This window comes from Thalassospira sp. MIT1004, from assembly GCF_001858545.1.
In the GTDB taxonomy this organism is placed as follows: Bacteria; Pseudomonadota; Alphaproteobacteria; order Rhodospirillales; family Thalassospiraceae; genus Thalassospira; species Thalassospira xiamenensis.
The window spans coordinates 14444-40726 of record NZ_MCAO01000042.1; the positions used below are offsets into that span (position 1 = coordinate 14444).

General features: G+C 55.8%; 23 protein-coding genes. 17 read left to right on the top strand and 6 right to left on the bottom strand.

All coding sequences use genetic code 11. The annotated features are described in order from the left end of the window. The first annotated feature begins 2 nt into the window (after positions 1 to 2). Entirely contained in the window at positions 3 to 3149 is a 3147-nt protein-coding gene (locus BC440_RS14085; protein WP_071240304.1) for an efflux RND transporter permease subunit, read from the top strand. 274 nt (positions 3150 to 3423) lie between these two features. Here the strand turns inward: BC440_RS14085 and argE are convergent, their stop codons facing one another. Next, a complete protein-coding gene (argE, locus tag BC440_RS14090; protein WP_071240305.1) occupies positions 3424 to 4611 on the bottom strand; it encodes an acetylornithine deacetylase in 1188 nt (395 codons plus the stop codon). Further along, on the bottom strand, positions 4608 to 5375 hold the full coding sequence (locus BC440_RS14095) for an NAD kinase (protein ID WP_037992041.1): 768 nt from the start codon (positions 5373 to 5375) through the stop codon (positions 4608 to 4610). Before BC440_RS14095 ends, argE begins: the two co-directional genes overlap by 4 nt. A 314-nt stretch (positions 5376 to 5689) precedes the next feature. Here BC440_RS14095 and BC440_RS14100 point away from each other — a divergent pair, with 314 nt between their 5' ends. The 8 genes from BC440_RS14100 to BC440_RS14135 all read left to right on the top strand — a co-directional run bounded on the left by BC440_RS14100 (position 5690) and on the right by BC440_RS14135 (position 14805). Beyond that, positions 5690 to 6415, top strand: a complete 726-nt coding sequence (locus BC440_RS14100; protein WP_247643575.1) for a TetR/AcrR family transcriptional regulator — start codon at positions 5690 to 5692, stop codon at positions 6413 to 6415. Positions 6416 to 6561: 146 nt separating this feature from the next. Next, entirely contained in the window at positions 6562 to 7485 is a 924-nt protein-coding gene (locus BC440_RS14105) for a sulfurtransferase (RefSeq protein ID WP_071240307.1), read from the top strand. A gap of 106 nt (positions 7486 to 7591) precedes the next feature. Continuing rightward, a complete protein-coding gene (locus tag BC440_RS14110; RefSeq protein WP_071240308.1) occupies positions 7592 to 8800 on the top strand; it encodes a YeeE/YedE family protein in 1209 nt (402 codons plus the stop codon). Positions 8801 to 9355: 555 nt separating this feature from the next. Then, on the top strand, positions 9356 to 10636 hold the full coding sequence (gene dcm / locus BC440_RS14115) for a DNA (cytosine-5-)-methyltransferase (RefSeq protein WP_063093531.1): 1281 nt from the start codon (positions 9356 to 9358) through the stop codon (positions 10634 to 10636). Between the two features lie 3 nt (positions 10637 to 10639). After that, entirely contained in the window at positions 10640 to 11101 is a 462-nt protein-coding gene (gene vsr / locus BC440_RS14120) for a DNA mismatch endonuclease Vsr (protein ID WP_071240309.1), read from the top strand. Next, the gene (locus BC440_RS14125) at positions 11094 to 12434 is read left to right on the top strand and encodes an MvaI/BcnI family restriction endonuclease (RefSeq protein WP_071240310.1); all 1341 of its coding nucleotides are present in this window, start codon (positions 11094 to 11096) and stop codon (positions 12432 to 12434) included. Before vsr ends, BC440_RS14125 begins: the two co-directional genes overlap by 8 nt. A 262-nt stretch (positions 12435 to 12696) precedes the next feature. Then, complete coding sequence (locus tag BC440_RS14130; RefSeq protein ID WP_071240311.1) at positions 12697 to 14517, top strand: DEAD/DEAH box helicase; 1821 nt, start codon at positions 12697 to 12699, stop codon at positions 14515 to 14517. Between the two features lie 78 nt (positions 14518 to 14595). Next, positions 14596 to 14805 (top strand): cold-shock protein, encoded by a 210-nt coding sequence (locus BC440_RS14135; RefSeq protein WP_007090722.1) that lies wholly within the window; start codon positions 14596 to 14598, stop codon positions 14803 to 14805. Between the two features lie 88 nt (positions 14806 to 14893). Here the strand turns inward: BC440_RS14135 and BC440_RS14140 are convergent, their stop codons facing one another. Then, positions 14894 to 15571 carry an FCD domain-containing protein gene (locus BC440_RS14140; protein WP_071240312.1) on the bottom strand — a complete coding sequence of 226 codons (678 nt, stop codon included), beginning with the start codon at positions 15569 to 15571 and terminating at the stop codon, positions 14894 to 14896. A 204-nt stretch (positions 15572 to 15775) separates the two neighbouring features. Between BC440_RS14140 and BC440_RS14145 the strand changes: the two genes are divergently transcribed. The 6 genes from BC440_RS14145 (at position 15776) to BC440_RS14170 (ending at position 20534) form a co-directional block, all read left to right on the top strand. Then, positions 15776 to 16558 (top strand): transporter substrate-binding domain-containing protein, encoded by a 783-nt coding sequence (locus BC440_RS14145; RefSeq protein ID WP_071240313.1) that lies wholly within the window; start codon positions 15776 to 15778, stop codon positions 16556 to 16558. Between the two features lie 52 nt (positions 16559 to 16610). Beyond that, positions 16611 to 17282, top strand: a complete 672-nt coding sequence (locus BC440_RS14150) for an amino acid ABC transporter permease (RefSeq protein WP_007090725.1) — start codon at positions 16611 to 16613, stop codon at positions 17280 to 17282. Beyond that, positions 17275 to 17928, top strand: a complete 654-nt coding sequence (locus BC440_RS14155; protein ID WP_007090726.1) for an amino acid ABC transporter permease — start codon at positions 17275 to 17277, stop codon at positions 17926 to 17928. The genes BC440_RS14150 and BC440_RS14155 overlap by 8 nt, the downstream gene beginning before the upstream one ends. Beyond that, a complete protein-coding gene (locus BC440_RS14160; RefSeq protein WP_071240314.1) occupies positions 17915 to 18643 on the top strand; it encodes an amino acid ABC transporter ATP-binding protein in 729 nt (242 codons plus the stop codon). The genes BC440_RS14155 and BC440_RS14160 overlap by 14 nt, the downstream gene beginning before the upstream one ends. Positions 18644 to 18774: 131 nt before the next feature. Beyond that, positions 18775 to 20019, top strand: a complete 1245-nt coding sequence (locus tag BC440_RS14165; protein ID WP_083379378.1) for an MFS transporter — start codon at positions 18775 to 18777, stop codon at positions 20017 to 20019. 41 nt (positions 20020 to 20060) lie between these two features. Next, positions 20061 to 20534, top strand: coding sequence for a YaiI/YqxD family protein (locus BC440_RS14170; protein WP_007090729.1), 474 nt, complete (start codon positions 20061 to 20063; stop codon positions 20532 to 20534). An 81-nt stretch (positions 20535 to 20615) separates the two neighbouring features. Here BC440_RS14170 and BC440_RS14175 read toward each other — a convergent pair whose 3' ends face one another. Continuing rightward, positions 20616 to 22073 (bottom strand): aldehyde dehydrogenase, encoded by a 1458-nt coding sequence (locus BC440_RS14175; protein ID WP_071240315.1) that lies wholly within the window; start codon positions 22071 to 22073, stop codon positions 20616 to 20618. 387 nt (positions 22074 to 22460) lie between these two features. On the opposite strand from BC440_RS14175, the gene BC440_RS14180 reads away from it, so the two are divergent. Both BC440_RS14180 and BC440_RS14185 read left to right on the top strand, forming a co-directional pair. Next, on the top strand, positions 22461 to 23435 hold the full coding sequence (locus tag BC440_RS14180; protein ID WP_071240316.1) for a helix-turn-helix domain-containing protein: 975 nt from the start codon (positions 22461 to 22463) through the stop codon (positions 23433 to 23435). 145 nt (positions 23436 to 23580) lie between these two features. Continuing rightward, on the top strand, positions 23581 to 24423 hold the full coding sequence (locus BC440_RS14185; protein WP_037991963.1) for a DUF3750 domain-containing protein: 843 nt from the start codon (positions 23581 to 23583) through the stop codon (positions 24421 to 24423). Between the two features lie 77 nt (positions 24424 to 24500). On the opposite strand, the gene BC440_RS14190 is transcribed toward BC440_RS14185, so the two are convergent. Both BC440_RS14190 and BC440_RS14195 read right to left on the bottom strand, forming a co-directional pair. Next, positions 24501 to 25514: an NADP-dependent oxidoreductase gene (locus BC440_RS14190; RefSeq protein ID WP_071240317.1), complete on the bottom strand. Its 1014-nt coding sequence runs from the start codon at positions 25512 to 25514 to the stop codon at positions 24501 to 24503. Positions 25515 to 25633: 119 nt separating this feature from the next. Then, entirely contained in the window at positions 25634 to 26143 is a 510-nt protein-coding gene (locus BC440_RS14195; RefSeq protein ID WP_071240318.1) for a TspO/MBR family protein, read from the bottom strand. Positions 26144 to 26283 lie beyond the last annotated feature (140 nt).

Below are 26283 nucleotides of genomic sequence, written 5' to 3' on the forward strand. Positions count from 1 at the left end.
TAATGGCAAAGTTTTTTATTGATCGCCCCGTCTTCGCCTGGGTTGTGGCCCTGGTGATCATGCTGGCGGGGGGGCTGTCCATTTTGCAGCTACCGATCGAGCAATATCCGTCGATTGCACCGCCCTCAGTAGAGGTCGAGGCAACTTATCCGGGCGCTTCGGCGGAAACCGTTGAAAACACGGTGACGCAGGTTATCGAGCAGGAAATGAACGGGCTCGACCATCTGCGATACATATCGTCAAACAGTAGCGCGACGGGCAGTGCGAGCATCACGCTGACCTTTGAGCCGGAAGCCAATCCCGATATCGCGCAGGTTCAGGTGCAGAACAAGCTGCAGGCCGCGATGTCACGTCTGCCTGCGGAGGTGCAGGAGCAGGGTGTTACCGTTTCCAAATCAAGCGGTTCGTTCCTGATGGTGGTTGGTTTCGTGTCTGCCGATGGTTCGATGAACGCCGAGGACCTTTCGGACTTTGTGGTGTCAACCATCGAAGACCCGATTGCACGTGTGAATGGTGTCGGTTCGGTTCAGGTGTTTGGTGCGCAGCACGCGATGCGCATCTGGCTCGATCCGAACAAGCTGATTTCCTATAACCTGACGGTTTCCGATGTCAGTTCGGCAATCGAAGCGCAGAACACGGAAGTCACGGCCGGTCAGATCGGCGGCGCACCGTCGGTGCCGGGCCAGCAGATCAACGCGACGATTACGGCGCAAAGCAAGCTTCAGACCGTTGACCAGTTTGCCAACATTCTGCTGCGTGTGAATACCGATGGATCGCAGGTCCGTCTGGGGGATGTTGCGAGTATCGAGATCGGCGGCGAAAGCTATAACGTCGTTGCGCGTTATAATGGGCAGGGTGCGACCGGTATCGGTATCAACCTTGCGACCGGGGCCAACGCACTTGATACCGCCGAGGCGGTGAAAGCCCGTCTAGAGGAGCTTAAACCTTTCTTCCCGCAGGGGATGGAAGTTGTTTATCCGTATGACACGACCCCATTCGTCAAGGTTTCGATCGAGGAAGTGGTCCGGACCCTGTTTGAGGCCATCGCGCTTGTTTTCGTCGTGATGTTCGTCTTCCTGCAAAACTGGCGCGCGACCCTGATCCCGACGATTGCGGTGCCGGTGGTTCTGCTTGGTACGTTTGGCGTTCTGGCGGCGTTCGGATATTCGATCAACACGCTGACCATGTTTGGCATGGTGCTGGCGATTGGTCTTCTGGTCGATGACGCCATTGTTGTGGTCGAAAACGTCGAACGCGTGATGCATGAAGACGGCTTGCCGCCGCGTGAAGCAACGCGCAAATCCATGAGCCAGATTACCGGTGCACTTGTCGGTATTGCGCTGGTTCTGTCGGCGGTGTTTGTGCCGATGGCGTTCTTTGCCGGTTCGACTGGGGCGATTTATCGCCAGTTCTCGATCACCATTGTTTCGGCGATGGTGCTTTCGGTGATCGTGGCGATTGTCCTGACACCGGCCCTTTGCGCGACCATGCTTAAGCCGTCCAAAACCGATCCGCATGCCAAGAAAGGTTTCTTTGGCTGGTTCAACCGCGGGTTTGATAAAACCAACAATTTCTATCAGGGCAGTGTTGGCCATGTGGTGAACCGCAAATGGCGTTATCTGTTCGTGTATGGCATTCTTGTCGGGGCTTTGGCCTTCCTGTTCGTGCGTCTGCCGGGTTCGTTCCTGCCGGAAGAGGATCAGGGGATCATGTTCTCGATGGTTCAGCTGCCGGCCGGTGCCTCGCAGGAGCGGACGGTCGAGGTTCTCAAGAAGCTTGAAAAGCACTTCATGGAGGACGAGAAGGAAGTGGTGAACGGTATCTTTACCGTTGCGGGCTTCTCGTTTGCAGGTAGCGGCCAGAATGCCGGTCTTGCCTTCGTCAACCTCAAGGACTGGTCGGAACGTACCGGGCCGGGACAGTCGGTTGAAGGGGTGATCGGGCGGGCCTATGGTGCCTTTGCCCAGATCCGCGAAGCCATGGTGTTTGCCTTTGCCCCGCCTGCGATTATCGAACTGGGGACGGCAAACGGTTTTGACATGCAGTTGGTGGATCGTGGTGGTGCGGGGCATGACGCCCTGATGGCGGCACGCAACCAGTTGCTTGGTATGGCGGCACAGGACCCGCGTCTGGTCGGTGTGCGTCCGAACGGCCTTGACGATATGCCGCAGTTTGACATCAATATCGATCAGGAAAAAGCAAGTGCACTGGGCATTGATCTGGCAAGCGTCAATCGGACGCTGGCGGCGGCCTGGGGGTCAAGCTATGTCAACGACTTCATCGAAAAAGGCCGCGTGAAAAAGGTCTATATTCAGGCCGATGCGAAATACCGCATGATGCCCGAAGATATGGATCATTGGTATGTCCGCAACAGCCATGGTGAGATGGTGCCGATTTCGGCTTTCTCGACCACGCAGTGGACTTATGGCTCGCCGCGACTGGAGCGCTTTAACGGTCTTTCGTCTGTCAATATTCAGGGGCAGGCGGCACCGGGCGTTGCATCGGGTGATGCGATGACGGCAATGCAGGAAATCGTTGCCAAGCTTCCGGGCGGCATGGGGCTTGAATGGCAGGGGCTTTCCTATGAGGAACGCGAGGCAGGCGAACAGGGCCCGGCCCTTTATGCCTTGTCGATGATCGTGGTCTTCCTGTGTCTTGCCGCACTGTATGAAAGCTGGGCCATTCCGGTTTCGGTGATGATGGTCGTGCCACTGGGCGTTTTGGGGGCCGTGATTGCAGCGCTGCTGCGCGGGCTTCCCGATGACGTTTACTTCCAGGTGGCGATCCTGACCACGATTGGTCTGTCGGCCAAGAACGCCATTCTGATCGTCGAGTTCGCGCGCGAACTTTATGATCAGGGGATGGGCCTGCTTGAGGCAACGGTCGAGGCCGCGCGTCAGCGTCTGCGTCCGATCATCATGACCTCGATGGCGTTCACGCTGGGCGTTCTGCCGCTTGCGATCAGTACCGGTGCCGGTGCGGGGGCGCGTGTTGCGGTGGGGACCGGGGTGATGGGCGGCATGATTGCTGCCACGATCCTTGCGATCTTCTTCGTGCCGCTGTTCTTCGTGCTGATTGTTGGCACCTTCGCCAAAAGCCGTTCGAAACGCGGTGATGTGAAGGCCGCCCACGAACATCCGGCGGAATAAACCAAAAAGCAAAGCCGGTCTGAATTAACAGACCGGCTTTGTCGGCGCGCTCGCGACGGTTGCAGACTTGTCTGCGCAGTCCCCCGACCCCGCCGTTGCGCGTGCGTAAGAAGGGCTGGTGCATTGCACCAGCCCTTTTGTTTTGACCGTAACGCCGATGGGCGTCAAGTCGCTTGCGCAAGGCAAAGGTCATTCCGGGGCCAAGTGTTTGATAGTTTTTCAATAAAAAAGCCCCCAACGCGGGGGCTTTTACGTTTGTTTGGCAGGTGATTTGCTACTTTCGTACCAATACTGCCAAAAGCTTGTCGAGGAACGCTTCGCAGCGTGCGAGCTGGTCGAGTTCGATGAATTCGTCGGGTTTGTGCGCCTGTTCGATGCTGCCGGGGCCGCAGACGACGGTGGGAATATCGCCCATTGCCGAGAATACACCGGCTTCGGTGCCGAAGCTGACCTTGCCGGTGGTGTTCGCCCCGGTCAGTTCCATGACCAGTCTGGTGACTTCCTCGTCATCCCCGGTGGCGAGGCCGGGCATGTCGGAGACGACTTCGATTTCGACCCCGACATCGTCATAGGTTTCGCGCATTTGCGGGATCAGGGTGTTGTCGAGATAATCGAAAATCAGGCCTTTGAGTTCGTTGCGATCATGATTGGGAAGATTGCGGAATTCGAAATCGACATAGCAATTCTGCGGGATGATGTTGAGCTGCGTGCCGCCATGGATAACCCCACTGTGGAAGGTCGTGTGATTGGGCACGAATTCATCATCATGCGGGCCTTCATTGCGGAATTTTTGGCCAAGGCGGCGCAGGAACACCACGAATTCGGATGCGAATTCAACCGCATTGACACCTTCGCCCGGAAGCGACGAATGGCCCGACCGGCCGGTGAAATGCGCGCGGGCGGAATATTTGCCTTTATGCTGGGTAATGACCTGCATGTTGGTGGGTTCGCCCACGATGCACATGGCGGGCTTGTGGGGCAGGGCGTTGATTGCCTCGACCAGGCTTGGCACGCCAAGGCAGCCGACTTCCTCGTCATAGGTGAAGGCCAGATGGATCGGCACGCGCAGATCGGCATTTTTGAAGGTTTCTGCCTTGGCCAGCAGGCAAGCAAGGAAACCCTTCATGTCGCAGGCCCCGCGGCCATAAAGTTTGTCGCCGCGGATATCGGTGGTGAACGGGTCGGATGCCCAGTTCTGGCCTTCGACCGGGACCACGTCGCTGTGACCTGACAGGATCACGCCGCCATCGACCGCCGGGCCGATGGTGGCATACAGGTTGGCCTTGCTTCTGGTTTCGTCAAACACGACCGCGCACAGATAGCCAAGGCTTTCCAGATAGCTTTGCGCCTGTTCGATCAGGGCAAGGTTCGGTGTCAGGCTGACACTTGGATGGCTGATCAGTTTGGCAAGCCAGTCAAGGGTTGCAGCAGACGGTATGGCGGTGGTGTTGGCGGCACTCATTCGACGAATTGTTCCTTAAGAATGCGTTCTTCCAGATTGTGTTCGGGATCGAACAGCAATTTGATTTTCATGTTGCTGTCTTCGCGGATGATTACGCGGGAGACATCGCGAACCTCGGTGTAGTCGGCCACGGCGGAAACCGGACGTTTTTGCGGATCCTGCACATCAAAAACGACTTCGGCCCCATGCGGCAGAAGCGCGCCGCGCCAGCGACGCGGGCGAAACGGGCTGATCGGGGTCAGGGCCATAAGGCCGCTTCCCATCGGCAGGATCGGACCGTGGGCCGACAGGTTATAGGCCGTACTTCCGGCCGGTGTGCAAACCAGTGCGCCGTCGCAGACCAGTTCGGCCAGCCGTTCGACCCCGTCGATCTTGATGCGAAGTTTTGCCGCCTGTCGGGTTTCGCGCAGAAGCGAGACTTCGTTGATCGCAAGCGCGCACATGCTTTCGCCCTGCATGGTGTGGGCTTCCATCTGAAGCGGGTGCAGTTGCACGGTCTGGGCCTCGGCAATGCGCTCGGGCAGGTCCATTTCACGGAATTCATTCATCAGAAATCCGACCGTGCCCCGGTTCATGCCATAGATCGGCACCTTGCGGCCCATATAGCGATGCAGGGTTTCCAGCATGAAGCCATCCCCGCCAAGTGCGACAATCACATCCGCCGTTTCCGGCGATACATGGCCATAGCGATGCTTTAACCGATACATCGCGTCCTGGGCAATTTTGGTGTCGGCGGCGACAAAGGCGATGGAATGAATATGCATCTGCTTTCCGATCGAATGCGATCCTGTCATCGCATGCCACCATAATCGTGTCAGGGTGGCGTTGGGCGTGGTTCCGGGCGTGGTTCTGAACGTTTCCGGTTTTATTTCTGGCCGGATATGGGGGCCGTATCACCGGCCCGCAATCCCGTAATAGAGACTGGTTTACATGTAATTGCAAGGGGCTGCATCATCGCACGCGCGGGGATACTGTGCGCAAGGTCACGTTGGGTTCGATGTGCTCTCATATTGACCTTGGGGCAAAAACAGGGGAACCTTGGACAGCCTTATCGAACATGGCACAAGATATAAAAATCATGAGCAAACCGCCCTTTAGCATTACTGCCGCACTGGCCCGGATTTCCCATCCGGATGATCCGGTCGATGAGGGCACGATTGAAAATGCCATTGCCGACCATGCGCAAAATGCGCTGGCGACGACCCGACAACCCCGCAATCCGCAGGCAACCCGCAAGCTGATCCTTGATGCGGCGTTCTATGAAATCCGCATGGCCGGGTTTGCCGGGGCATCGATCAATCAGATCCTGGAACGGACCGGCACGACCAAGGGCGCGCTTTATCATCATTTCCCCGGCAAGGCCAAACTTGCCCATGCCGTGATCGAGGAATGCCTGCCGCAATATATTGATGGTGTGTGGCTGCGGCCGCTTGACGGGGCGGATGATATCCTGCCGGTGATGATGGGGCAGGTGGATTGCCTTGGTACCAAGGATGCGCCAAAACTGCTTGAAGGCGGTTGTCCGCTGGCACGGCTGGCATCGGGGGCGGCGGAACTTGATGAAAATCTGCGCAAGCGGATTGATGGAGTTTACCGATACTGGCGGCGCGGTCTGGCGCTGCATCTGGGCCATGGGCAGTTCAATAAAACCATCCGCACCGATATCGAACCGTCTTCGGTGGCAGAATTCATCATCGCCGCCCTGCATGGCTTCCTGACCCGCCCGCCTGCCTTGCGCAACAGCGAAACCCATGGTGCGTTTGCGCGCGAATATGCGCGGTATCTTAATGGGTTGCGGCCCTAGCGTTTAAAGGTTGCGGTGGATGCTCAATCACTAATGTTTGTCATTATAACAAAAAATAACTGTTATTATATCTTAATTGACATCAGATGGATGGTGATTATATAGATTTCACAGATTTCTAATTCACCATATCGGAGACAGGCCCCATGCGTTCTCTTATTCTTTCTGCTGCTGCGGCAGTGGCGATTGTCTTTGCGGGTGCGGCAGCACAGGCCGAGCGCCTGACCGAAAAGCCGCTGGTTGATGCCGCGTGGCTTTCGGATAATCTTGAAAACCCGTCTTTGGTGGTGGTCGATATCCGTTCGCTGACCAAGGAAGGCAGCCCCTATGATGCCGGGCATATTCCGGGTGCGGTTTTTGCGCCCTATGGCAAGTTCGGCTGGCGCGCCAAGGTTGGCGATGTTGTCGGCCAGTTGCCGCCGGTTGATGTGATATCGGCCCGGATCGGCAGCCTTGGCATTGATAATGACAAACAGGTTGTTGTCGTGCCGGCCGGTCAGAATAGCTCGGATTTCGGTTCGGCGACCCGTGTTTACTGGACCTTTAAGGTGCTGGGCCATGATGCGGTGACCATCCTTGATGGCGGGCAGCGTGCCTGGGAAGCAGCCGGGAAGCCGGTTTCAACCGACGCAGTCGCCCCACAGACCTTGGCATTCAATGCCAATTTCCGTCCGGAGCTTCTGGCGACGGCCGATGATGTTGCCAAGGCGCGTGAAAATGGTGTCGCGCTGGTTGATGCGCGTCCGTCGGCACAGTTCCGCGGCGAGCAGACCAGCCCCGTCGTGGCGCGTGCCGGTGCGATCCCCGGTGCGGTCAATATCGAACAGTCGGCGTTTTATGATGATCAGAAAGGCCAGTTTGTTGCATCCGATGTGATCAGCGGCCTTGTTGAAAATGCCGGTGTGTCGAAAGACGGTGATGAAATCACCTATTGCAATACCGGCCATTGGGCATCGGTTGCGTGGTTTGGCCTTTCGGAAGTGATGGGCAACAAAAACACCCGGATGTATGACGGCTCCATGACCGAATGGGCGGCTGATCCGTCGCGCGACGTGGTTGTTCCGGAATAATTCGGAAATACGGCGTAACACCCCTATAATACACGATGTTTTGACGGAACCGGTTTGCCCGGTTCCGTTCGTTTTCAGGTTTCCAGTCAGATAGAGCGTCACCACCATGTCTGAAACGACCCTTAATGTCCGCGCTTCGGGCTTTAGTTTTGACAAAGGGCCCGCAGCCGTCACGGCCATCCTGTTTGTGATTGTCGCGTTGCTGATTGCGCAGGCCGTCGATATCCATCAGGCCGCGCTTTATGGCCTTGGCGGGTTGCTGGGCATTGCCCTTTATCATGCGTCATTCGGTTTTACCGGCGGCTGGCGGCGGTTTTCGGTCGAAAAGCGCGGCCGCGCGATGCGGGCCCAGCTTTTGATGATCGGCATTGCCGCGGCGGCGTTTATTCCCTTGCTTGCCATCGGCGCACCACTTGGCACCCCAATTGTCGGCGCGGTGGCACCGGTTGGCGTTTCGGTTCTGGTCGGCGCGTTCATGTTCGGCCTTGGCATGCAGCTTGGCGGCGGATGCGGATCGGGGACGCTGTTTACGGTTGGCGGCGGCAGTGCGCGCATGTTGCTGACGCTTGTGTTCTTTATCGTGGGGGCTGTGATCGGCACCGCACATTTGCCGATGTGGCTTGAACTGCCTTCCATGCCGCCCATGAGCCTCGGAACCGAATTTGGCATCTGGGGCGGGTTGGGCGTGACCTTTGCCGGTCTGGCTTTGGTGGCGTTGATCACGATCTGGGTTGAAAAACGCGCCCATGGTTCGATTGAAACCGCACCGGTGGCACCGCGTGCGGGCTTTGCCCGGTTGCTGCATGGTCCATGGCCATTGGTCGGGACGGGTATCCTTCTGGCCGGGCTTAATGTTGCAACGCTTCTGAGTGCGGGGCATCCGTGGTCGATCACGTTCGGGTTCGGGCTTTGGGGGGCGAAGATCGCCCAAGGTATCGGCATTCCGGTTGAAACCTGGGAATTCTGGAACTGGGCCGGTCCGGCCAAGGCGCTTTCAAATTCGGTGCTGGCGGATAATACCTCGGTGATGAATTTCGGCATCGTGATCGGGGCGGCATTGGCGGCAAGCCTTGCGGGCAAATTCGCGCCCAAAGTGAAGGTGCCGTTTGCATCCCTTCTGGCGGCGGCAGTTGGCGGGATTTTGATGGGCTATGGGGCGCGGCTGGCGTTTGGCTGCAATATCGGGGCGTTGTTTAGCGGCATCGCCTCGGGCAGCGTGCATGGCTGGCTCTGGTTTGTGATGGCCTTTGCCGGTAGCTGGATCGGTATTGCGCTGCGCCCGGTATTTGGCATGGACGGATTTAAAAAGTCATGAGCGAGAAAAATACAATCCTGTTTGGTGCGGTGTTCCTCGCGGCCAGCGGTGCGGTGGCGTTTGATCATTATCATCACACCAGCGCGCCCGCCAATCCACCGGCAATATCCAACCCGGCCAACAGTCCGGCGGTCGGGTGTAATCCGTGTGCGGGTAATCCGTGCGGATCGAACCCCTGTGCGGCGAACCCTTGTGCCGCGAATCCTTGTGCGGGCTATAACCCATGTGCCGCGAATCCCTGTGCCGCGAATCCTTGTGCCGCAGCGCCGTGCGGTGCCAACCCGTGCGCTGCATATAACCCATGCGGCGCGGGAAACCCCTGTGCGGCGTTTAACCCGTGCGCAGCAGAAAATCCGTGTGCGGCATCCAGTCCGTGCGAGGCGGGGAGCCGATAAATTCTTGAACGACGACAGGGCGGAAAGATCGCTCTGTCGTTCCATGGTTTTCAGACATCGCCTTGGCATAAGAACAAAACGTGATTCTTTGCTTGCGCAGAGCGATGGAAATACGGCATTCTTGTTTTGTTCACCCCGAAGGCAAAGCAGGCTTGACCCTATGGAAAACAGGTTCAATTTCCTCCGCGAACAGAATTGTTGGTCAATTGATGACGTGGCCGGTTGTTTCGGTGTATCAACTGATATTGTCGCCAGATGGGATAGTGGTGCTTGTGAAGCGGACCCTGAATGTCTGCTCGAGCTTGAAAACACGCTGAAATATAAAAAGAACTTTGACCGGGGCCTGCCGATGCACGATTTTACATTCATTGATTTATTCGCGGGAATCGGCGGAGTTCGAAAAGGTTTCGAGGCGGCGGGCGGTAAGTGCGTTTTTACCAGTGAATGGGATACATATGCGCAGCAGACCTACCGCGATAACTTTGATGTAGACCACGAAATTGCTGGCGACATTACTGAAGTGGAGGCCGAAGATATTCCGGCTCATGATGTATTGCTTGCCGGGTTTCCGTGTCAGCCGTTTTCCATTGCGGGTGTTTCAAAAAAGAATGCTCTTGGTCGTGCCCATGGGTTTATGGACAAGGCGCAAGGAACCCTGTTCTTCGATGTTCTCCGTATCCTGAAACATCACCGCCCTGCGGCTTTCATGCTTGAGAATGTCAAAAACCTGCGCAGTCACAATAAGGGCGACACATTCCGCACCATTATGGGCGCATTGCAACACGAGCTTGGCTATCACGTCCAGGCACGCGTGATAGACGGCAAAGGTTACGTTCCGCAGCATCGCGAACGCATTTTTATCGTCGGTTTCCGGCAGAATGTCGGGTTCGACTTCGATGCCTGCAAATTTGCCGATCCGCAGAATGGCCCGACGCTTGAGAGTATCTTGCATGCGCCTGGCGAGTTGCCGGAAGCGCAGTATACGCTGGCACCGGAAGATACGGGTGTAAATGAAGCAAGTGTTGTGAACGCGAAATACACATTATCTGACAAGCTCTGGAAATACCTTTTCGATTACGCGGCCAAGCATAAGGCAAAGGGGAACGGTTTCGGTTTCGGCCTTTGCGGACCAGAGGACAAGGCCAGAACCTTGTCGGCGAGGTATTACAAGGACGGTAGCGAAATTCTGATCCGTCAGGATGGGAAAAATCCGCGTCGTCTTACGCCGCGTGAATGCGCGCGGCTGATGGGGTTTGACTGTGGCGAAGAGAAAATGAAAATCACGGTTTCCGACACCAGGGCTTACAAGCAGTTCGGCAATTCTGTCGTTGTTCCGGTGATCAAGGAAATAGCTTGGCATATGAAGCCGTATGTCCTGAAAAGCATGGAAGCCAAGCCCGAGCGGGCAAAAATCCTGAGTGAAAACGTCGCCGCGGAGTAAGTCTTGACCGATATCGTTTCGCCCCGTAAACGCAGCGAGATGATGGCGGGTATCCGCGCGAAAAATACAAAGCCGGAAATGTTTGTTCGCAAAGCCCTGCACGCGCGGGGTTTTCGTTTTCGTCTGCACAACAAAAAACTTCCGGGCAAACCGGACCTTGTGCTGCCCAAATATCGGGCGGTGATTTTTGTGCACGGCTGTTTCTGGCATGGACATGATTGCAATCTTTTCAGGCTTCCCTCAACTCGTCGAGACTGGTGGCTCAATAAAATCAACGCTAACCGTACGCGTGACAGTCGGGTGGAATCTGAATTAGCGAAGCTCGGATGGCGATGGGCAATTGTCTGGGAGTGTGCGTTGAGGGGAAAATTTCGCCTGGAAGCGGGGGATGTTACCGAGGCATTGGCTGTCTGGCTTTTCGGTAGTATGGAAAATCTGGAACTTAAGGGGAATCCGGATGATTGACTCTCTGGCCAGTTTGCTGGCTCTCATGAAATTGCGCGGGGCGAAACGCTTTTATGCCAAGAAGCTTGCGGCTAATGATAATTCCAAGAACCAGGTTTACCTGGGAGGTGATTTTTCCGCATTGAACATTCTTCCGCATCAGGGTGTCTATACTGATGCGGCTGAGATGGCGGGAAGCAAGCGGGACCGGGCAAAGGCCGGAATCAGATTGTTTTGGGTCGACGAGGATGGGTGTTATCCGGCTCCAAACGCACAACTGATTTTGTATCCTAAATATCCCGAAGTCAGAATGTCCGGCTTTTTAAAGGGATGCGCTAAAAGTCCGTCAGACATTATGAGAGTTCGGGATGAAGGCCGTATCCTGTTCTTTGGAATATCCGATGACGGTGTGATCCTTTGCCACGCGGTTGGCGGAGATCATCCTCTTGCGCATGCCCTTCGGGCAATGGGCGAACTGACCGAGGCTGGTGTGTTTCTTGAAATTCCGGCAGGCCCGGACGAAGCCGATACACGTCAGCTTCTGCTTGCCAAGTTAACTGAAATCTATGAGCGAAACTGGATTCCTTCTCAAAAGCTTGGAGCAGACGGGATTCGTCATCCCTACAGGGCTGCGAACGGTGGTGGGTACACTCTTGAGGCTGAGTTGGGAATTACTCCGAATGGTTATTCGGAGCCGGACTATCTTGGTTGGGAGATCAAACAATACGGGGTTTCTGATTTTAAAGGTTTTCGGTCGAAAAGCCCGGTGACGCTTATGACGCCAGAGCCTACAGGAGGGATATATCGGGATCATGGTGTTGCCGTTTTTATGCAAAGCTATGGGTATCCTGACAAAAGCGGCAAAATCGACAGGATAAATTTCGGCGGCATCTATTCGGTTGGCAAAGATTTCCACATTGATACGTCCCTGCGCCTTGAATTGCTGGGATATGATCGCGAGAAGGGGGTAATCACAGATATGAGTGGTGGGATAGCGCTCCTGTCGCGAACTGGTGAAGTTGCTGCTCTCTGGGGATTCGCTGGCATAATGGATCACTGGAACCGAAAACATGCCAAGGCAGCCTATGTCCCCTCTCTGTTTCGCAAGCCACCGCCTGAGTATTCTTATGGTCCCAGAGTCCTTTTGTGCGAGCGGACCGATTTTAGTCTTTTCCTCCGTGCGATTTCGGAAAGCATTGTCTATTATGACCCGGCGATCAAAGTGGAAGGAGCTTCATCCCCAAAGCCTATCACCAAACGCCGCAGTCAATTTCGTGTCCGGCACGCCCAGCTTGTTCAAATGTATCATCGACATGAATACGTGGATCTGGTCGCGAGTAACGGGTTGCTCTGAAAGATAAATCCGGGCTCATCCAAACATGGTGTTTGACAAGCAGACAAAACTCTGCGCATGTTGCCCTTGTTATCTGATCGCTCCAGAAGCGTAGAGGGGACTTTATTGGCCTCGCCTGTTGAGTGATCTACCGGAAAACCGCATTGAAGGGCCCTACTACGCGGGCTTTTCCGAAAGAATATGCAAGGCGCAGAGCTGACGTAATACATTCAAGGGCCGATTCCCTTCCCTCTGCTGCCGCAATACCAAGAGATACTTTTATTTGACCCAATTTTCGGATCTCGGCCTGGCCGAGCCCGTCCTTCGCGCTCTCAAGCATGAAGGCTATGATGCGCCAACGCCGATCCAGGCACAGGCCATCCCATCTCTCCTTGAAGGCAAAGACCTTCTGGGGATCGCACAGACCGGCACTGGCAAGACTGCTGCTTTTGCGCTGCCGATCTTGGACCGTCTTTCCAAAAACGAAACCCGTACCCCGGCGAAATCATGCCGTGTGCTTGTGCTGGCGCCGACGCGTGAACTGGCCGCCCAGATTGGCGACAGCTTCCGTGCCTATGGCCGCTTCATGAACACCACGGTTGCCGTTGTTGTTGGCGGGGTTGCACATGGTCCGCAGATCAAGGCGATCACGCCGGGTGTTGACGTTCTTGTCGCAACACCGGGCCGTTTGCTTGATCACATTGATGCAGGCAAGCTGAAACTTAACAATGTTGATGTCGTCGTGCTCGACGAGGCCGATCACATGCTTGATCTTGGCTTCCTGCCGCCGATCAAACGCATTATCAAGATGCTGCCGCGTTCGCGCCAGAACCTGTTCTTCTCGGCCACGATGCCGTCGCAGATCGGGCAGCTTGCCGGTGATATGCTTTCCGATCCGGTCAAGGTTTCGGTGACCCCGGTTGCCACGACCCAGGAACGAGTCGAGCAGTCGGTCTATATGATCGAAAAAAATCGCAAGCGTCAGCTTCTGGCGGAATTGCTTGATAACCCGCTTTTCAAACGCACCCTTGTTTTCACCCGCACCAAGCGCGGGGCGGATCGTGTGGCGCGTCATCTTGAAAGCTGCAAAATCAGTGCTGCTGCGATTCATGGCAACAAAAGCCAGAATCAGCGCGAACGTGCCTTGAACGCGTTCAAGGATGGTCAGATCGGCGTTCTGGTCGCAACCGACATTGCCGCACGCGGTATTGATGTCGACGGTGTGACCCACGTTGTGAATTTCGAACTTCCGAATGTTCCGGAAAGCTATGTTCACCGTATCGGTCGTACCGCACGCGGTGGGGCCAGCGGTTCGGCGATTGCATTCTGTGATGAAGAAGAGCGCGGTCTTCTGCGTGATATCGAAAAAACCACCCGTCAGTCGATCCCGGTAATCGATCGTCGCGATGCAAAGGCAGCCGCCGAGCAGGACGCTATTTCAAAAGCCGAACGCGATGCCAATCCCGATCGTCGTGCCAGCAATGGTAACGGTAATGGGCGTGGCCGGAATGGCGGTGGTCGTCCGGGTGCAGGTGGCCGTAACGGTCAGGGGCGCAATGACGCCCGTGGTCGTAATGATCGCAATGACCGGAGCAATGATCGTCGTCGCACCGAAGAAACCACGCGCGATGTCGCCAGCGGATCGGAAAATTCCGGCCGTTACAAGGGCGGCATCAAGGGTGGTGCGGATCGTAACGAACGCAATGATCGCAATAACGAGCGTCCTGATCGCGCAGCGGCCCGTCCGCAGGCCCGCGACGGCGCGCGTCGTGACAGTCGCGATGCCCGTGATACCCGTAACGCCAATGGCGATAACCGGGTTCGGACACCGAAAAAGGTGACTTCGAACGGGACGGGCGGCGGTGACAACCGCATTGCATCCAACCTTTCATTCCTTGGCAGCTCGGACGAGCGCCGCACAACCGGCAACGGTGCGACTGCAAATGGTAAACCGGGTCAGTCCGGCAAACCGGCAACCCGCAACGCACGTCCGGGTCGTGCGCGCCCCGGCAAGCCAGTCGGTGGTCGTCCGGGCGCACGCCCGAATGGCGAACGCCGTTCTGAAAACAATTCCGGAAACCGCAGCAGGCGCGAAATCGCCTGAGGCAGCTTTCCAAACTGATTGGTGCATCCACGCGGGATGCGCCGTAACGCCAATCGACACTCTAAAGGAGATTTAAAGATGGCAACTGGTACCGTTAAATGGTTCAACGCAACCAAAGGCTTTGGTTTCATTCAGCCGGACGAAGGCGGAAATGACGTATTCCTGCACATCAGCGCCGTTGAACGCGCTGGTATGAACCACCCGCAGGAAGGCGACAAGATCAACTACGAACTGCGCACCGACTCACGTTCGGGCCGCGTTTCGGCTGACGATCTGACCGCTGCCTAATTCGGTTTGCCTTCGCTTGCGAAGGCGCTGATTTGCGAAACCCCCATCCGGGCAACCGGGTGGGGGTTTTGTTTTCGGGCCTGCTTTTTTATGGGCGCAGAAAGGCAATATTGGCCCGGGTCGCGGCACTGAGCACATGAAAGTGCATGGCATCGCGCGCACCCGATGGATTGCGGTCGCGTACATAGCGCAGGATCTGTTCATGTTCGCGCAACGGTGCCTTGATCGCGGCTGCATTGGCAAAGGGCAGCATCTGGTTTTCATGGATGGTTTGTGCGGCGGGAAAGATCGCAGCGGTAAATAACGGATTGCCCGATGCGGATAGCAATATTTCATGAAATTCGGTATCGGCATTGGCGGCCGTGATCAGGTCGTCAGCCTCGAACGCGGTTTGCATGTCATCGATGCTGCGTTGAAGGGCGATGAGATGATCGCGGGTGCGGGCCTGTGCGGCGAGGCCCGCGACATAGGGTTCTATGGCAAGGCGGAACTGATAGACCTGCGCGGCCTGACGTTTCTGATTGTCATCGCGCGGCATTCCGTCATGGGGATCGGCGACATAGGCGCCCTTGCCAGCCAGAACCCGGATCAGTCCCATGGCTTCAAGCGTTGCGAGCGCCTCGCGCAGGCTGGCGCGGCTGATGCCAAGGTCGGTTGCCAGTTCGCGCTGGGCCGGTAAAGAGTCGCCAGGACCTAAGCCGTTGCTTTTAATCAGGTTGCGAATGGCGCGCGCGGCGCGTTCTGGGGCAGTTTCAATGCGTGTCATGCGTTTTCCATAACTGGTCTGACCAGTTGTATCAAAATTTATCCGGCGCAAAAATCCAATATATTTAAGGGTTATAGCTTTAATCAGCTGGTGATTTTTCGCAAGTGCGAAATTTACCCATGGACAATAGCATAAATTTTATGCAGTTATTTTATGCAGATTAAAAATAAGTCTAATAATCCACTTTCATACGGGTAGAGGCAAATGAACAAATTTCTGAAATCAACCATCGCCGCGATTGCCATGATTGCGGCCCCGCTGGCAGGCGCATCAGCAGGGGCACTTGATACCATCAAGGAAGCAGGCGTTTTGAAAGTCGCCGTGCCGCAGGACTTTCCGCCGTTCGGAAGCGTTGGCACCGACATGCAGCCCAAAGGCTATGACATCGATATGGCGGCCCTGATCGCAAGCGACCTTGGTGTGAAGCTTGAACTGGTGCCGGTCGCGTCCAGCAACCGCATCCCTTATCTGACCACCGGCAAGGTCGATCTGGTGATTTCCAGCCTTGGCAAAAACCCGGACCGTGAAAAGGTGATTGATTTCACCGATGCTTATGCACCGTTCTATAACGGCGTTTTTGGCCCGGCTGATATCGACGTCAAGGGTGCCGAAGACCTTGCGGGGCATTCGGTTGGTGTGACGCGCGGCGCGATTGAAGATCTGGAACTGACCAAAATTGCCCCGGCGGATCTCGAAATCAAACGGTATGAGGATAATAACGGCACGATTTCGGCCTTCCTTTCGGGCCAGGTTGACCTGATTGCGACCGGCAATGTCACGGCGGCCGCCATCATCGAACGCAACCCGCCGCGCAAGCCGGAGCCGAAATTCCTGATCAAAAACTCCCCTTGCTATGTGGGGTTGAACAAGGAAGAGGATGCATTCAAAGCCAAGGTCAACGAGATCATTGCGGCGTCGATTGCCGATGGCCGTTTGAATGCGATTGCCGAAAAGTGGCTTGGCATTCCGCTGCCGGAAAAGCTCTGATCCTGACTTGATTGACTGATGGCTTCAGCCCTGACCGGATTGCTTGGTTTCAATGGCTTATGAATTCGATTTCGGTGCAATTGTCCCGCATTGGCAATTGCTGCTTGACGGGGTTGTCCTGACAACCGAACTGACCGTCATCGGAGCTGTGGTTGGCGTCAGTCTGGGGACTTTGGGGGCGTGGGCGCGCGCATCGCGTGCCCCCGTCATCAGCCAGATCGTTGGCATATATGTGGAACTGATCCGCAATACGCCGTTTCTGGTGCAGTTGTTCTTTATCTTTTTCGGGCTTCCGGCGCTTGGCGTGAAGCTAAGTGAATTTCAGGCTGCGGTTTTGGCAATGATCGTCAATCTTGGTGCCTATTCGACCGAAATCATCCGGGCGGGTATCCTTGCGATCCCCAAGGGGCAGATCGAGGCCGCCCAAAGCCTTGCGATGAACCGGGTGCAGATTTTCCGCTATGTCATTATACGACCGGCGCTCAAGAAAATCTGGCCGGCATTATCAAGCCAGATCGTGATTGTCATGTTGGGGTCGTCGGTCTGTTCGCAGATCGCGGCCGAGGAACTGACCTTTGCGGCGAACTATATTCAGGCCGTCAATTTCCGTGCCTTCGAGGTCTATTTCGTGGCGACCGCGCTTTATCTGGTGATGTCGGTACTGCTGCGCTGGGGTTTGAAGATATTTGGCAACTTCCTGTTTGAACGGCGCAGTCATGTCTGAATTCAGCCTTTGGGATATTGTTTATAATCTGCTGTTGGCCGCACGTTGGACGGTGTTGCTGTCACTTACCGCCTTTGTGCTGGGCGGGATTGTCGGGCTTTTGCTTTTGATGGTTCGGACCGCCGGTAATCCGTGGGCGATGCGACTGGTGCGCGGCTATGTCGAACTGTTTCAGGGCACGCCGCTTTTGATGCAGCTATTCATCGTGTTCTTCGGTCTGCCGCTGATCGGGATTGATGTGTCGCCCTGGATCGCGGCGATGTTGGGGTTAACGCTGTTTACCAGTGCGTTTCTGACCGAAATCTGGCGGGGGTGCGTTGAATCCATCGGGCTTGGCCAATGGGAAGCATCGGCAAGCCTTGGCATGAATTTCCGCCAGCAGATGCGCTATATCATTCTGCCGCAGGCGCTTCGTATTGCGGTGCCGCCGACGGTCGGTTTTTCGGTGCAGGTGGTCAAGGGGACGGCGGTTGCCTCGATCATCGGGTTTGTCGAACTGACCAAGGCCGGGACCATGATCACCAACGCGACCTATGCGCCCTTTACGGTCTATGGCTGTGTGGCGGTGATGTATTTCCTGATCTGTTTCCCGCTTTCGCTTTATGCCCGCCATCTGGAAGGAAAACTTCGTCATGTCGCTCGTTGAACTGCACGCTATCCACAAAAGCTTTGGCGAGCTCGAGGTCCTTAAAGGCATTGATCTTAAGATCGAGGAGGGGCAGGTGATTGCCCTGATCGGGAAAAGCGGGTCGGGCAAAAGCACGCTTTTGCGCACCATCAACGGCCTTGAAACCATCAATGACGGGACGATCATGGTGGCGCGCAAGAAGGTTGGTGACCGCGATACGGATGTGCTTACGCTTCGGCTTAACGTTGGCATGGTGTTTCAGCAGTTCAATCTGTTCCCGCATTACACAGCACTTGAAAACGTCATGCTGTCGCCGCAGGTCGTGAAAAAGCAGTCAAAGGCCGAGGCGAAAGAAGTGGCCGAGGAAATGCTGGCCAAGGTCGGGCTTGCCGACAAGATGATGCATTACCCCGATCAGCTTTCAGGCGGGCAGCAGCAGCGTGTGGCGATTGCGCGGGCGCTGGCCATGAAGCCACGTGTGTTGCTGTGTGACGAGGTCACATCGGCCCTTGATCCCGAGCTGGTGAACGAGGTTCTGGCTGTCGTGCGCCAGCTTGCCGAGGAGGGCATGACATTGGTGATGGTGACGCATGAAATGCGTTTCGCGCGCGAGGTTTGCGATAAACTGGTCTTCATGCATCAGGGCCGCATTCATGAAAGTGGTGCCCCCGAAGACGTTTTTGCCAACCCGAAAACCCCGGAACTTGCCAGCTTTGTTGGTGGGTTGGCGTGATCGCAGCCGGACAGGCTGTGATGGTTTTGTGACATCCTGATCGCGGGACGCGGAAAAAATTTCACTCTTTTTAGTTGAAACGCTAGAACGGTTCTTTGATATCGCCACCCGATAACAAGGACATCAGTGAAATGCGCGACGGGGTTACAGGACCGGATAGTCCCAATGAACAGCCTGCCATGAATGCCATGCTGGCACGGCTTGACCGATATCCGTTGCTGGTTCTTGCACTGGTGCTGATCGGGGCGTTTGCAACAAGCTGTGTTGCTCCCCTGACCGGGCTTTATATTGTTGAAGGACTGGGCGAACCACCCTGGAAAACCAGCCTTGTTGCGATTGTGCAGGTTTGCGTCACGCTTTTGACCAACCGGGCATACGGGCGCGCGATTGATCGCGGTGTGCCGATCCGTTTCCTTGTGATCCCGAGTATTACCTGCTTTGCCGCGGGTATGCTGTTGCTGGGTACTTTTCAGGTTTACTGGGTGTATCTGGCGATTGTGTCGGTGTTGCTGGGTGTCGGGTCCGGGGTTTTGTCGGTTGTCTATTCGTTTGGACGGCTCTTTGCCGAGCAGACCGGGCGCAATATCGCCAAATTCAACGGATTCCTGCGGATGCAGACATCGCTTGGCTGGATGGTCGGACCTGCGGTGTCGCTGACGGTTTTCGGGGCATATGGCTTTGCCGTGACCTATTACGCGATTGCGGCATTGGCGGTGATCTGGTTTGGCGTCTGTTTGATGGTTGTGCCTGCTGCGTTTCGGACCCACCATCCCGGAATGCTTGATCCCAATGCAAAGATTCCGTTCAATCGCGGGCTTTTGGTTGCCTGTATTCCGGTGTTCTTGCTGGGTTCCGGGAATGTGGTTTTTGTGTCGGCCATGCCGCTTTATTTCTCGACCGAGCTTGGTTTGATGCCGTCTGCAGCCGGTCTTGAGCTGACCGTTAAATGCTTTGTCGAAGTGGTGGTGATTTATTACTGCGCATCAATCATTCGCAAGGTCGGCGAACGCAAGGGCATGGTGATTGCAGCGATCCTTGCCATCATCTTCTTTGGGGCAATCCACAGTGCCGACAGTCTGGCCGATGTTCTTGTTCTGTCGGTGCTTGACGGGCTTTATTACGGCATCTTCGCAGGGATCAGCATGACGTTTGTTCAAAACTTTGCCCCCGAGCAGCCCGGTGTCGCGACCAGCTATTATATGAGTTCGCTTTTTGTTGGGGGACTGGTCGGCAATCTTTTGACCGGGCTTGTGGCCAGTGCATTTGATTTCCGCACGACAACACTTTTTGCCTGTGGCCTTGCGGCGATTGGCTGTTTTGTTTTGATGTTGATGCGCGAAGCAAAGCATTCAGAGCGGACAATAGGGACAGCGTGAAGATGGCTTGACTTTCATCGTGTCCCGGCGATGATCGCGCCATGTCAGAACAAACCCAAAATACGCGCCCGCGTTTGTTTGTCGATGCCGATGCCTGCCCGGTGAAGGCGGAATGCGAACGTGTGGCCGAACGCCATCGTCTGGAAATGATCATGGTGTCAAACGGCGGTATTCGCCCGTCGCGCAATCCGTTGGTCCAGATCGTGATTGTGCCACCGGAACCCGATGCCGCCGATGACTGGATTGCCGAAAATGCGGTTAGAAACGATGTAATCGTAACCAACGATATTCCGCTGGCATCGCGGGGGCTTGAAATCGGGGCACGTGTTTTGCGACCCAATGGTCAGGAATTTACCGAGGCGAATATCGGCAATGCGCTGGCGGGGCGTGAAATTGCCGCCCATATGCGCGAAGTCACCGGCGAGCAGGGCCGCAATGCGGGCTTTACCCAGAAGGACCGGTCGCGGTTTTCCAACATGCTGGAAGTCACGATACAGGCCGCCCTGCGCGGTTAAACGCAAGGCGGCCTGCCACAGGTCCCGGCCGATCATCTGAGGGAGTGCGACCGGGCTTCCCCCCTGCGGAATGTGATATTCCTAGAACGGATAGTGGCGTTTGCCGCTTTGGATCGTGATCCAGCGCATTTCGGTGAATTCATCAATTGATGCCTGCGATCCGAAGCGGCCATAGCCGCTGGCTTTCACCCCGCCAAACGGCATCTGGGCTTCGTCCTGAACGGTCGGGCTGTTGATGTGGCAGATGCCGCTTTCGATCCGTTTGGCGACTTCCATCGCACGCGGGATGTTGGTCGAGAAGACGGCCGATGACAGGCCATATTCGCTGTCATTGGCGATGCGAACTGCTTCGTCTTCGTTCCCGGCACGGATAACGACACAGACCGGGCCAAAGCTTTCCTCGGCATAAATCCGCATGGCGGGTGTGACGTGATCAAGCAGGGTCGCATCCATCAGCACGCCATCACGTGCCTTGCCGGAACCAGCGACCAGTTTTGCACCCTTGGAAACCGCGTCTTCGACCAGCTCTTCGATCCGGTTGACGGCCTCGACATTCACGACACCGCCCAGAATATGTTCGGCCTTTGCCGGGTCGCCAGCGGTCAGCGTTTTGGCCTTGGCGGCCAGTTTGGCAACGAAATCATCGGCAACCGCATTGTCAACGATCAGGCGTTCGGTCGACATGCAAATCTGGCCCTGGTTCATATAGGCCCCGAATGCGGCACCATTGACCGCTTCGTCAATGTCGGCATCGTCCAGCACAAGGAATGGTGCCTTGCCACCCAGTTCAAGCAGAACCGGTTTAAGGTGTTCGGCCCCCAGTTTGGCGATGATGCGGCCAACCCGGGTGGAGCCGGTAAAGTTGATGCGGCGCACCGCCGGATGGGCGATCAGGGTTTCGACGATTTCCGGGGCATCTTCCGGGGCGTTGGTCACGACATTGATGACACCGGCCGGGGCGCCAGCCTCGACCAGGCATTGCCCGATCAGGCGATGCAGGGCGGGGCACAGTTCGGATGCCTTGAGCACCACGGTGTTGCCACAGGCAAGCGGCATGGCAATCGCGCGCGTGCCAAGGATGACCGGCGCATTCCATGGCGCAATGCCCAGAACCACGCCAACCGGCTGTCGAATGCCCATGGCCATCAGGCCCGGCGTGTCGGACGGGATCAGGTTGCCCTGAATCTGGGTTGTCATTGCACCGGCCTCGCGCAGCATATTGGCCGCAAGATGGGCGTTGAAACCGCCCCACATGCGGGTACTGCCGGTTTCTTCAAGGACGAGACGACCAAACTCGTCGCCTTTGGCTTCCATGATGTCGGCGGCTTTGAGCAAAATCTTGCGCCGTGCGCCCGGACCCATTTTTGACCATTCAGGGAATGCGGCGGCGGCGGCATCGGCGGCCTTGCGCGCATCGGCGAGGCTGGCGGCAGCAGCAGAGGTTGCGACCTTGCCGGTGACCGGGTTCTTGCGTTCGAATGTCCGGTTGCTGGTGGCATTCACGGCTTCGTTGTTGATCAATAGCTTGGCATCGTTCACGACGTTTCTCCTGATTTCTTCTTTATGTTCTGCTGTGCTGCGGCGAAAGGCAGCTTTGCGCCGGGCAAGACCCGGAAAGGTCTTTGGGCGGTGATTCCGGTTTTCCCGCTTTAGCGTTACCTCAGGAAGATGGATACAGAAAATCTGTTATCTACTTTGATGTTCAAAGTAAAAATGTGACGTATCCTCCTGTCCGTTTACTCGCATGTGCAAAATAACGGAAACGCATTGTTCAATATGTCTTGTTGTTATTGGCGGTTGCTTTGACCGCAATATTAGTAAGCGCTGTAAGCGTTCCGATGTAAAGATGGTCAAATTGACATTTTAAGACGAAAAATTGTACTATTTTACATATAACCATTTGGAATGTTTCAGGATCAAAAAGGCATGGTTTCGCCGGTGATTGCAAAAAATCAATACCCGGAAGCGTTTGGCATCCAACCGTTCGGTGATCCGGTGCCGGTCACGACACAGGCAGTGATGTACCGTTTTGATCATGCATTGTCGTCCCAGGACTGGGTGATGAATGACCGGGCACGTCGGGACCGGTGCCATGCAGTTTTGATGCTGTCGGGGCGGGCGCATATCCGGTTGCGTCAGGGCACGATTGACTGTCATGCCCCGGCACTTGTGTGGTTGCCGCTTGGCGAAACGCAGGCGATATCCGTCAATGCCGGGGCGGATGGCTATCTGCTGTCGGTGGCGGACGATCTGGTGGCACGCCATTGCGGGGGCGGTTCAACCGGCACAAGTGTGCCGCCAGTGCCGGGCGGGGGGCTGCCGTTACGGTTTGCCGCCGATACGGTTCATAACGTCACCCCGGCGGAGGGCAGTAATAACCTGGCGTTACTTGCGCGCAGCTTTGATGCGATCCGGGCGGAGCTTATGCAAAATGGGCTTGGCGCTGGGATCGTGGTTGGTGCGCATCTTCAGATCATCCTGACGATGGTTTTGCGACTGGCCAAAGGGATGATCGAACAGCGCGATAAACATCGCCCCGGATCGATCACGTTTCAGCGGTTTTTGCAGGTGCTGGAGTTGCATTTTCGCGAACATTGGAACATTGCCGACTATGCCAAGGCCCTTGGCGTCAGCGAGAGGCGGCTGGGGTCGGCAGTGATGCGGGCGACCGGAAAGCCGCCCCTGACACTCGTGCATGAGCGGGTCATTCGCGAAGCCTGCATGCGGCTGGAACAAAGTCCGCTGGCGGTCGCGCAGATCGCCTATGGGCTTGGTTTTCGTGATCCGACCTATTTCAGCCGGTTTTTCAAACGTTACATGGGCGAGGCACCGGGCGCTTACCGCCGACTGCGCCGGGCTGAGGAACGGGTACGCGACCATACCTTTGCCGCGTGGCCATAAGGGCGCGCAAGGCAATTGTCGCAGAATTGTCGCAAAGTCTCACCGTTTTTTGATGCTGCTTTGCAAACCAATTGCCATTTTTTGATCTTATTTGTCGTTTCACATCGTAACATTAATGAAACGTGACATCTGACAGGATTGATTGGTGAGAAAAGGCAGAAATTTCATTCTGGGCCTTCTGGCGATGCTTGTGCTGCCGTTTGGCATCAGCCTTGCGCAGGATCCGCCCGCCGAAAAGGCCGAAAAACGCCAGACATGGCGTAATGCGCCGCGACATTCATCGGGCGTTGCCGCCGATCCGGTGGCAAATGCCGATATTGCGATTGTGCAGGTCATGGCGGCCCATACCTATGGCTGGCGCGGTTATTTCGCGGTTCATCCGTGGATCATCTATAAGCGGGCCGGTGAAACCAGTTACACGCGATATGACGTTGTTGGCTGGGGCGGGGGCAATGTGGTGCGCAAGAACTATGCGTTGCCCGATGGCCTGTGGTTTGGATCTGAACCACAAATTCTTGCCGATCATCGCGGCGAGGGTGTGGATGATCTGATTGATCAGATCGAAGCCGCGATCAAGGATTATCCCTATCCGGATCAGTATCGCAGCTATCCGGGGCCAAACAGCAACACCTTTGTAGCCCATATCGGGCGCAGCGTGCCCGACCTTGATCTTGATATGCCGGCGAACGCGATTGGCAAGGATTTCCGTGCGATCACCGATCCTGTCGGATTGTCATCCAGTGGTCAGGGCATTCAGGCCAATCTTTTGGGGCTGCTTGGTTTTTCCATTGGTCTTGAAGAAGGGATCGAGTTGAACCTGCTGGGTCTTAACCTTGGCATTGATTTCAATCGCCCGGCCCTGCGTCTGCCGTCTGTCGGTAGGTTGGGCATGGATAATGTTGCCCCGGTTGGCGATGTCGAGACGGTTAAAGCCGCAGAAGCCGAAGAAGCAGCGGATGCCGACGGTGCCGGAACGCCAGCGTATTGAGAGCATGAACCCAACGACAAAGCCCCGCTCATTCTGATTTGGCGGGGCTTTGTTTTTTTAAGGGCTTCTATGGCGGATCACTCGGCGAGTTTAACCAGCATCTTGCCGGTATTCTTACCCTTGAACAGATCGATAAAGGCCTCGGGGGCGTTTTCCAGCCCTTCGATCACGGTTTCACGGCTTTTGAGCTGCCCACTTCGGACCAGATCAGCCCCTTCGCGTACGAAATCGGGGTAACTGCCCCAATGGTCGCTAACGATGAAGCCTTCCATCTTCGCGCGTTGTGTCGTTAACCTGAACAGGTTGCGTGGGCCGGGTTGCGGGGATTTGTCATTATAGTTTGAAATCATGCCGCATACGGCAATCCGCCCGCCAGTATTGATATGATCAAGGGCGGCCTCAAGATGCGCGCCGCCGACATTTTCATAATAAACATCAATGCCCTGCGGGGCGACTTCGCCAAGGCTTCCTGAAAGGTCGTCGGTATCGCGGTAATTTATTACCGCATCAACGTTCAATTCGGTGCGCAGCCATTTTGCCTTTTCCGTATCACCGGTCGATCCGATAACCCGGCATCCCTTGGCTTTGGCGAGTTGGCAAACCACAGATCCAACCGCCCCGGCGGCGGCGGAAACAAAGACGGTATCGCCCGCCTTGCAATTGGCGATCCGGTTCAACCCCACCCATGCCGTCATACCGGGCATGCCCAGCACGCCCAGAAACTTTTCGGGCGGAATATCAGGCATATCGGGGATGGGATGCAGGTAATCACGTTCAAGCAGTGCATGGCTGCGCCAGCCGGTCATCGAGGTAACAAGCGACCCTTCGGCAAAGCGTGGGTCGCGGCTTTGCATGACCCGGCCAATCGCGTGGCCTTCAAGCGGGGCATTCAGTTCGAACGGCGGGATATAGCTTTTGCGTTTGGTCATGCGACCGCGCATATAGGGATCGACCGACATCCAGATATTTTCAATCAGGACTTCCCCGTCAAGCGGATTTGGCAGGGCGCTGTCTCTTACCGCGAAGTCTTCCGTGGTGGGAACGCCATCGGGGTAATGTAAAAGGTGGATTTCCTTTGCTGCAATGCTCATCTGGGCCTCCTCAGTCGGTTTTATGCACGCTAAGATGTGCCCGACGTAGGATTCTGACCGTCATTTCGCAATGGCGGATTTCGGTCGAATTTCAAAAGCCCTTTGGTTTCAGGAGTGTTTCAGGGGTTAAGAAAATAAATCGATCCGTTGAGCAATGTAGCGAAGCCAACCCACAATGCATAGGGCACCAGAAGCATCCCCGCCAGACGATCAATCCGCCAGAACATCGCGCAATTAATGATGATCAGGATCAGAAGCGGGATGATATCGACCAGCCCGAGAAATGGTGACTGCGCCCCGAAAAACAGGAATGACCACAGAAGGTTCAGGGTCAGTTGGGCGGCGTAGATGGCAAAGGGGCCCTTTGCACCGTAAATCCCGCGTTTAAGCCAGACGCGCCAGCCGCTAAAAGCGATCAGGAAATAAATCAGGCTCCATGCCGGACCAAACAGCCAGTTTGGCGGATTGAAAAACGGCTTTTCCAGTGTCGGATACCAGTCATGGACGCTGGTTGCCGTGACGGCCCCGCCTGCTGCCGAGATGATCAGACACAGCACCATGAATGCAATCAGCGCAAAAACGCGCGTGCGGTGATTGGGGTTAAAGATGGTGCCGGTTTGATTGGTCATGGTTTTATCCCTGTTTGCCATTGGACATCCAATAGATCGGACCAGAAGGCTTATCCGCAAGGGGAGGGAGTCCACGCGGGTATGAAGTCACAATAAATATAGCCGCATAAGTGATTAGTATCACAGCTGAAACATGTCTG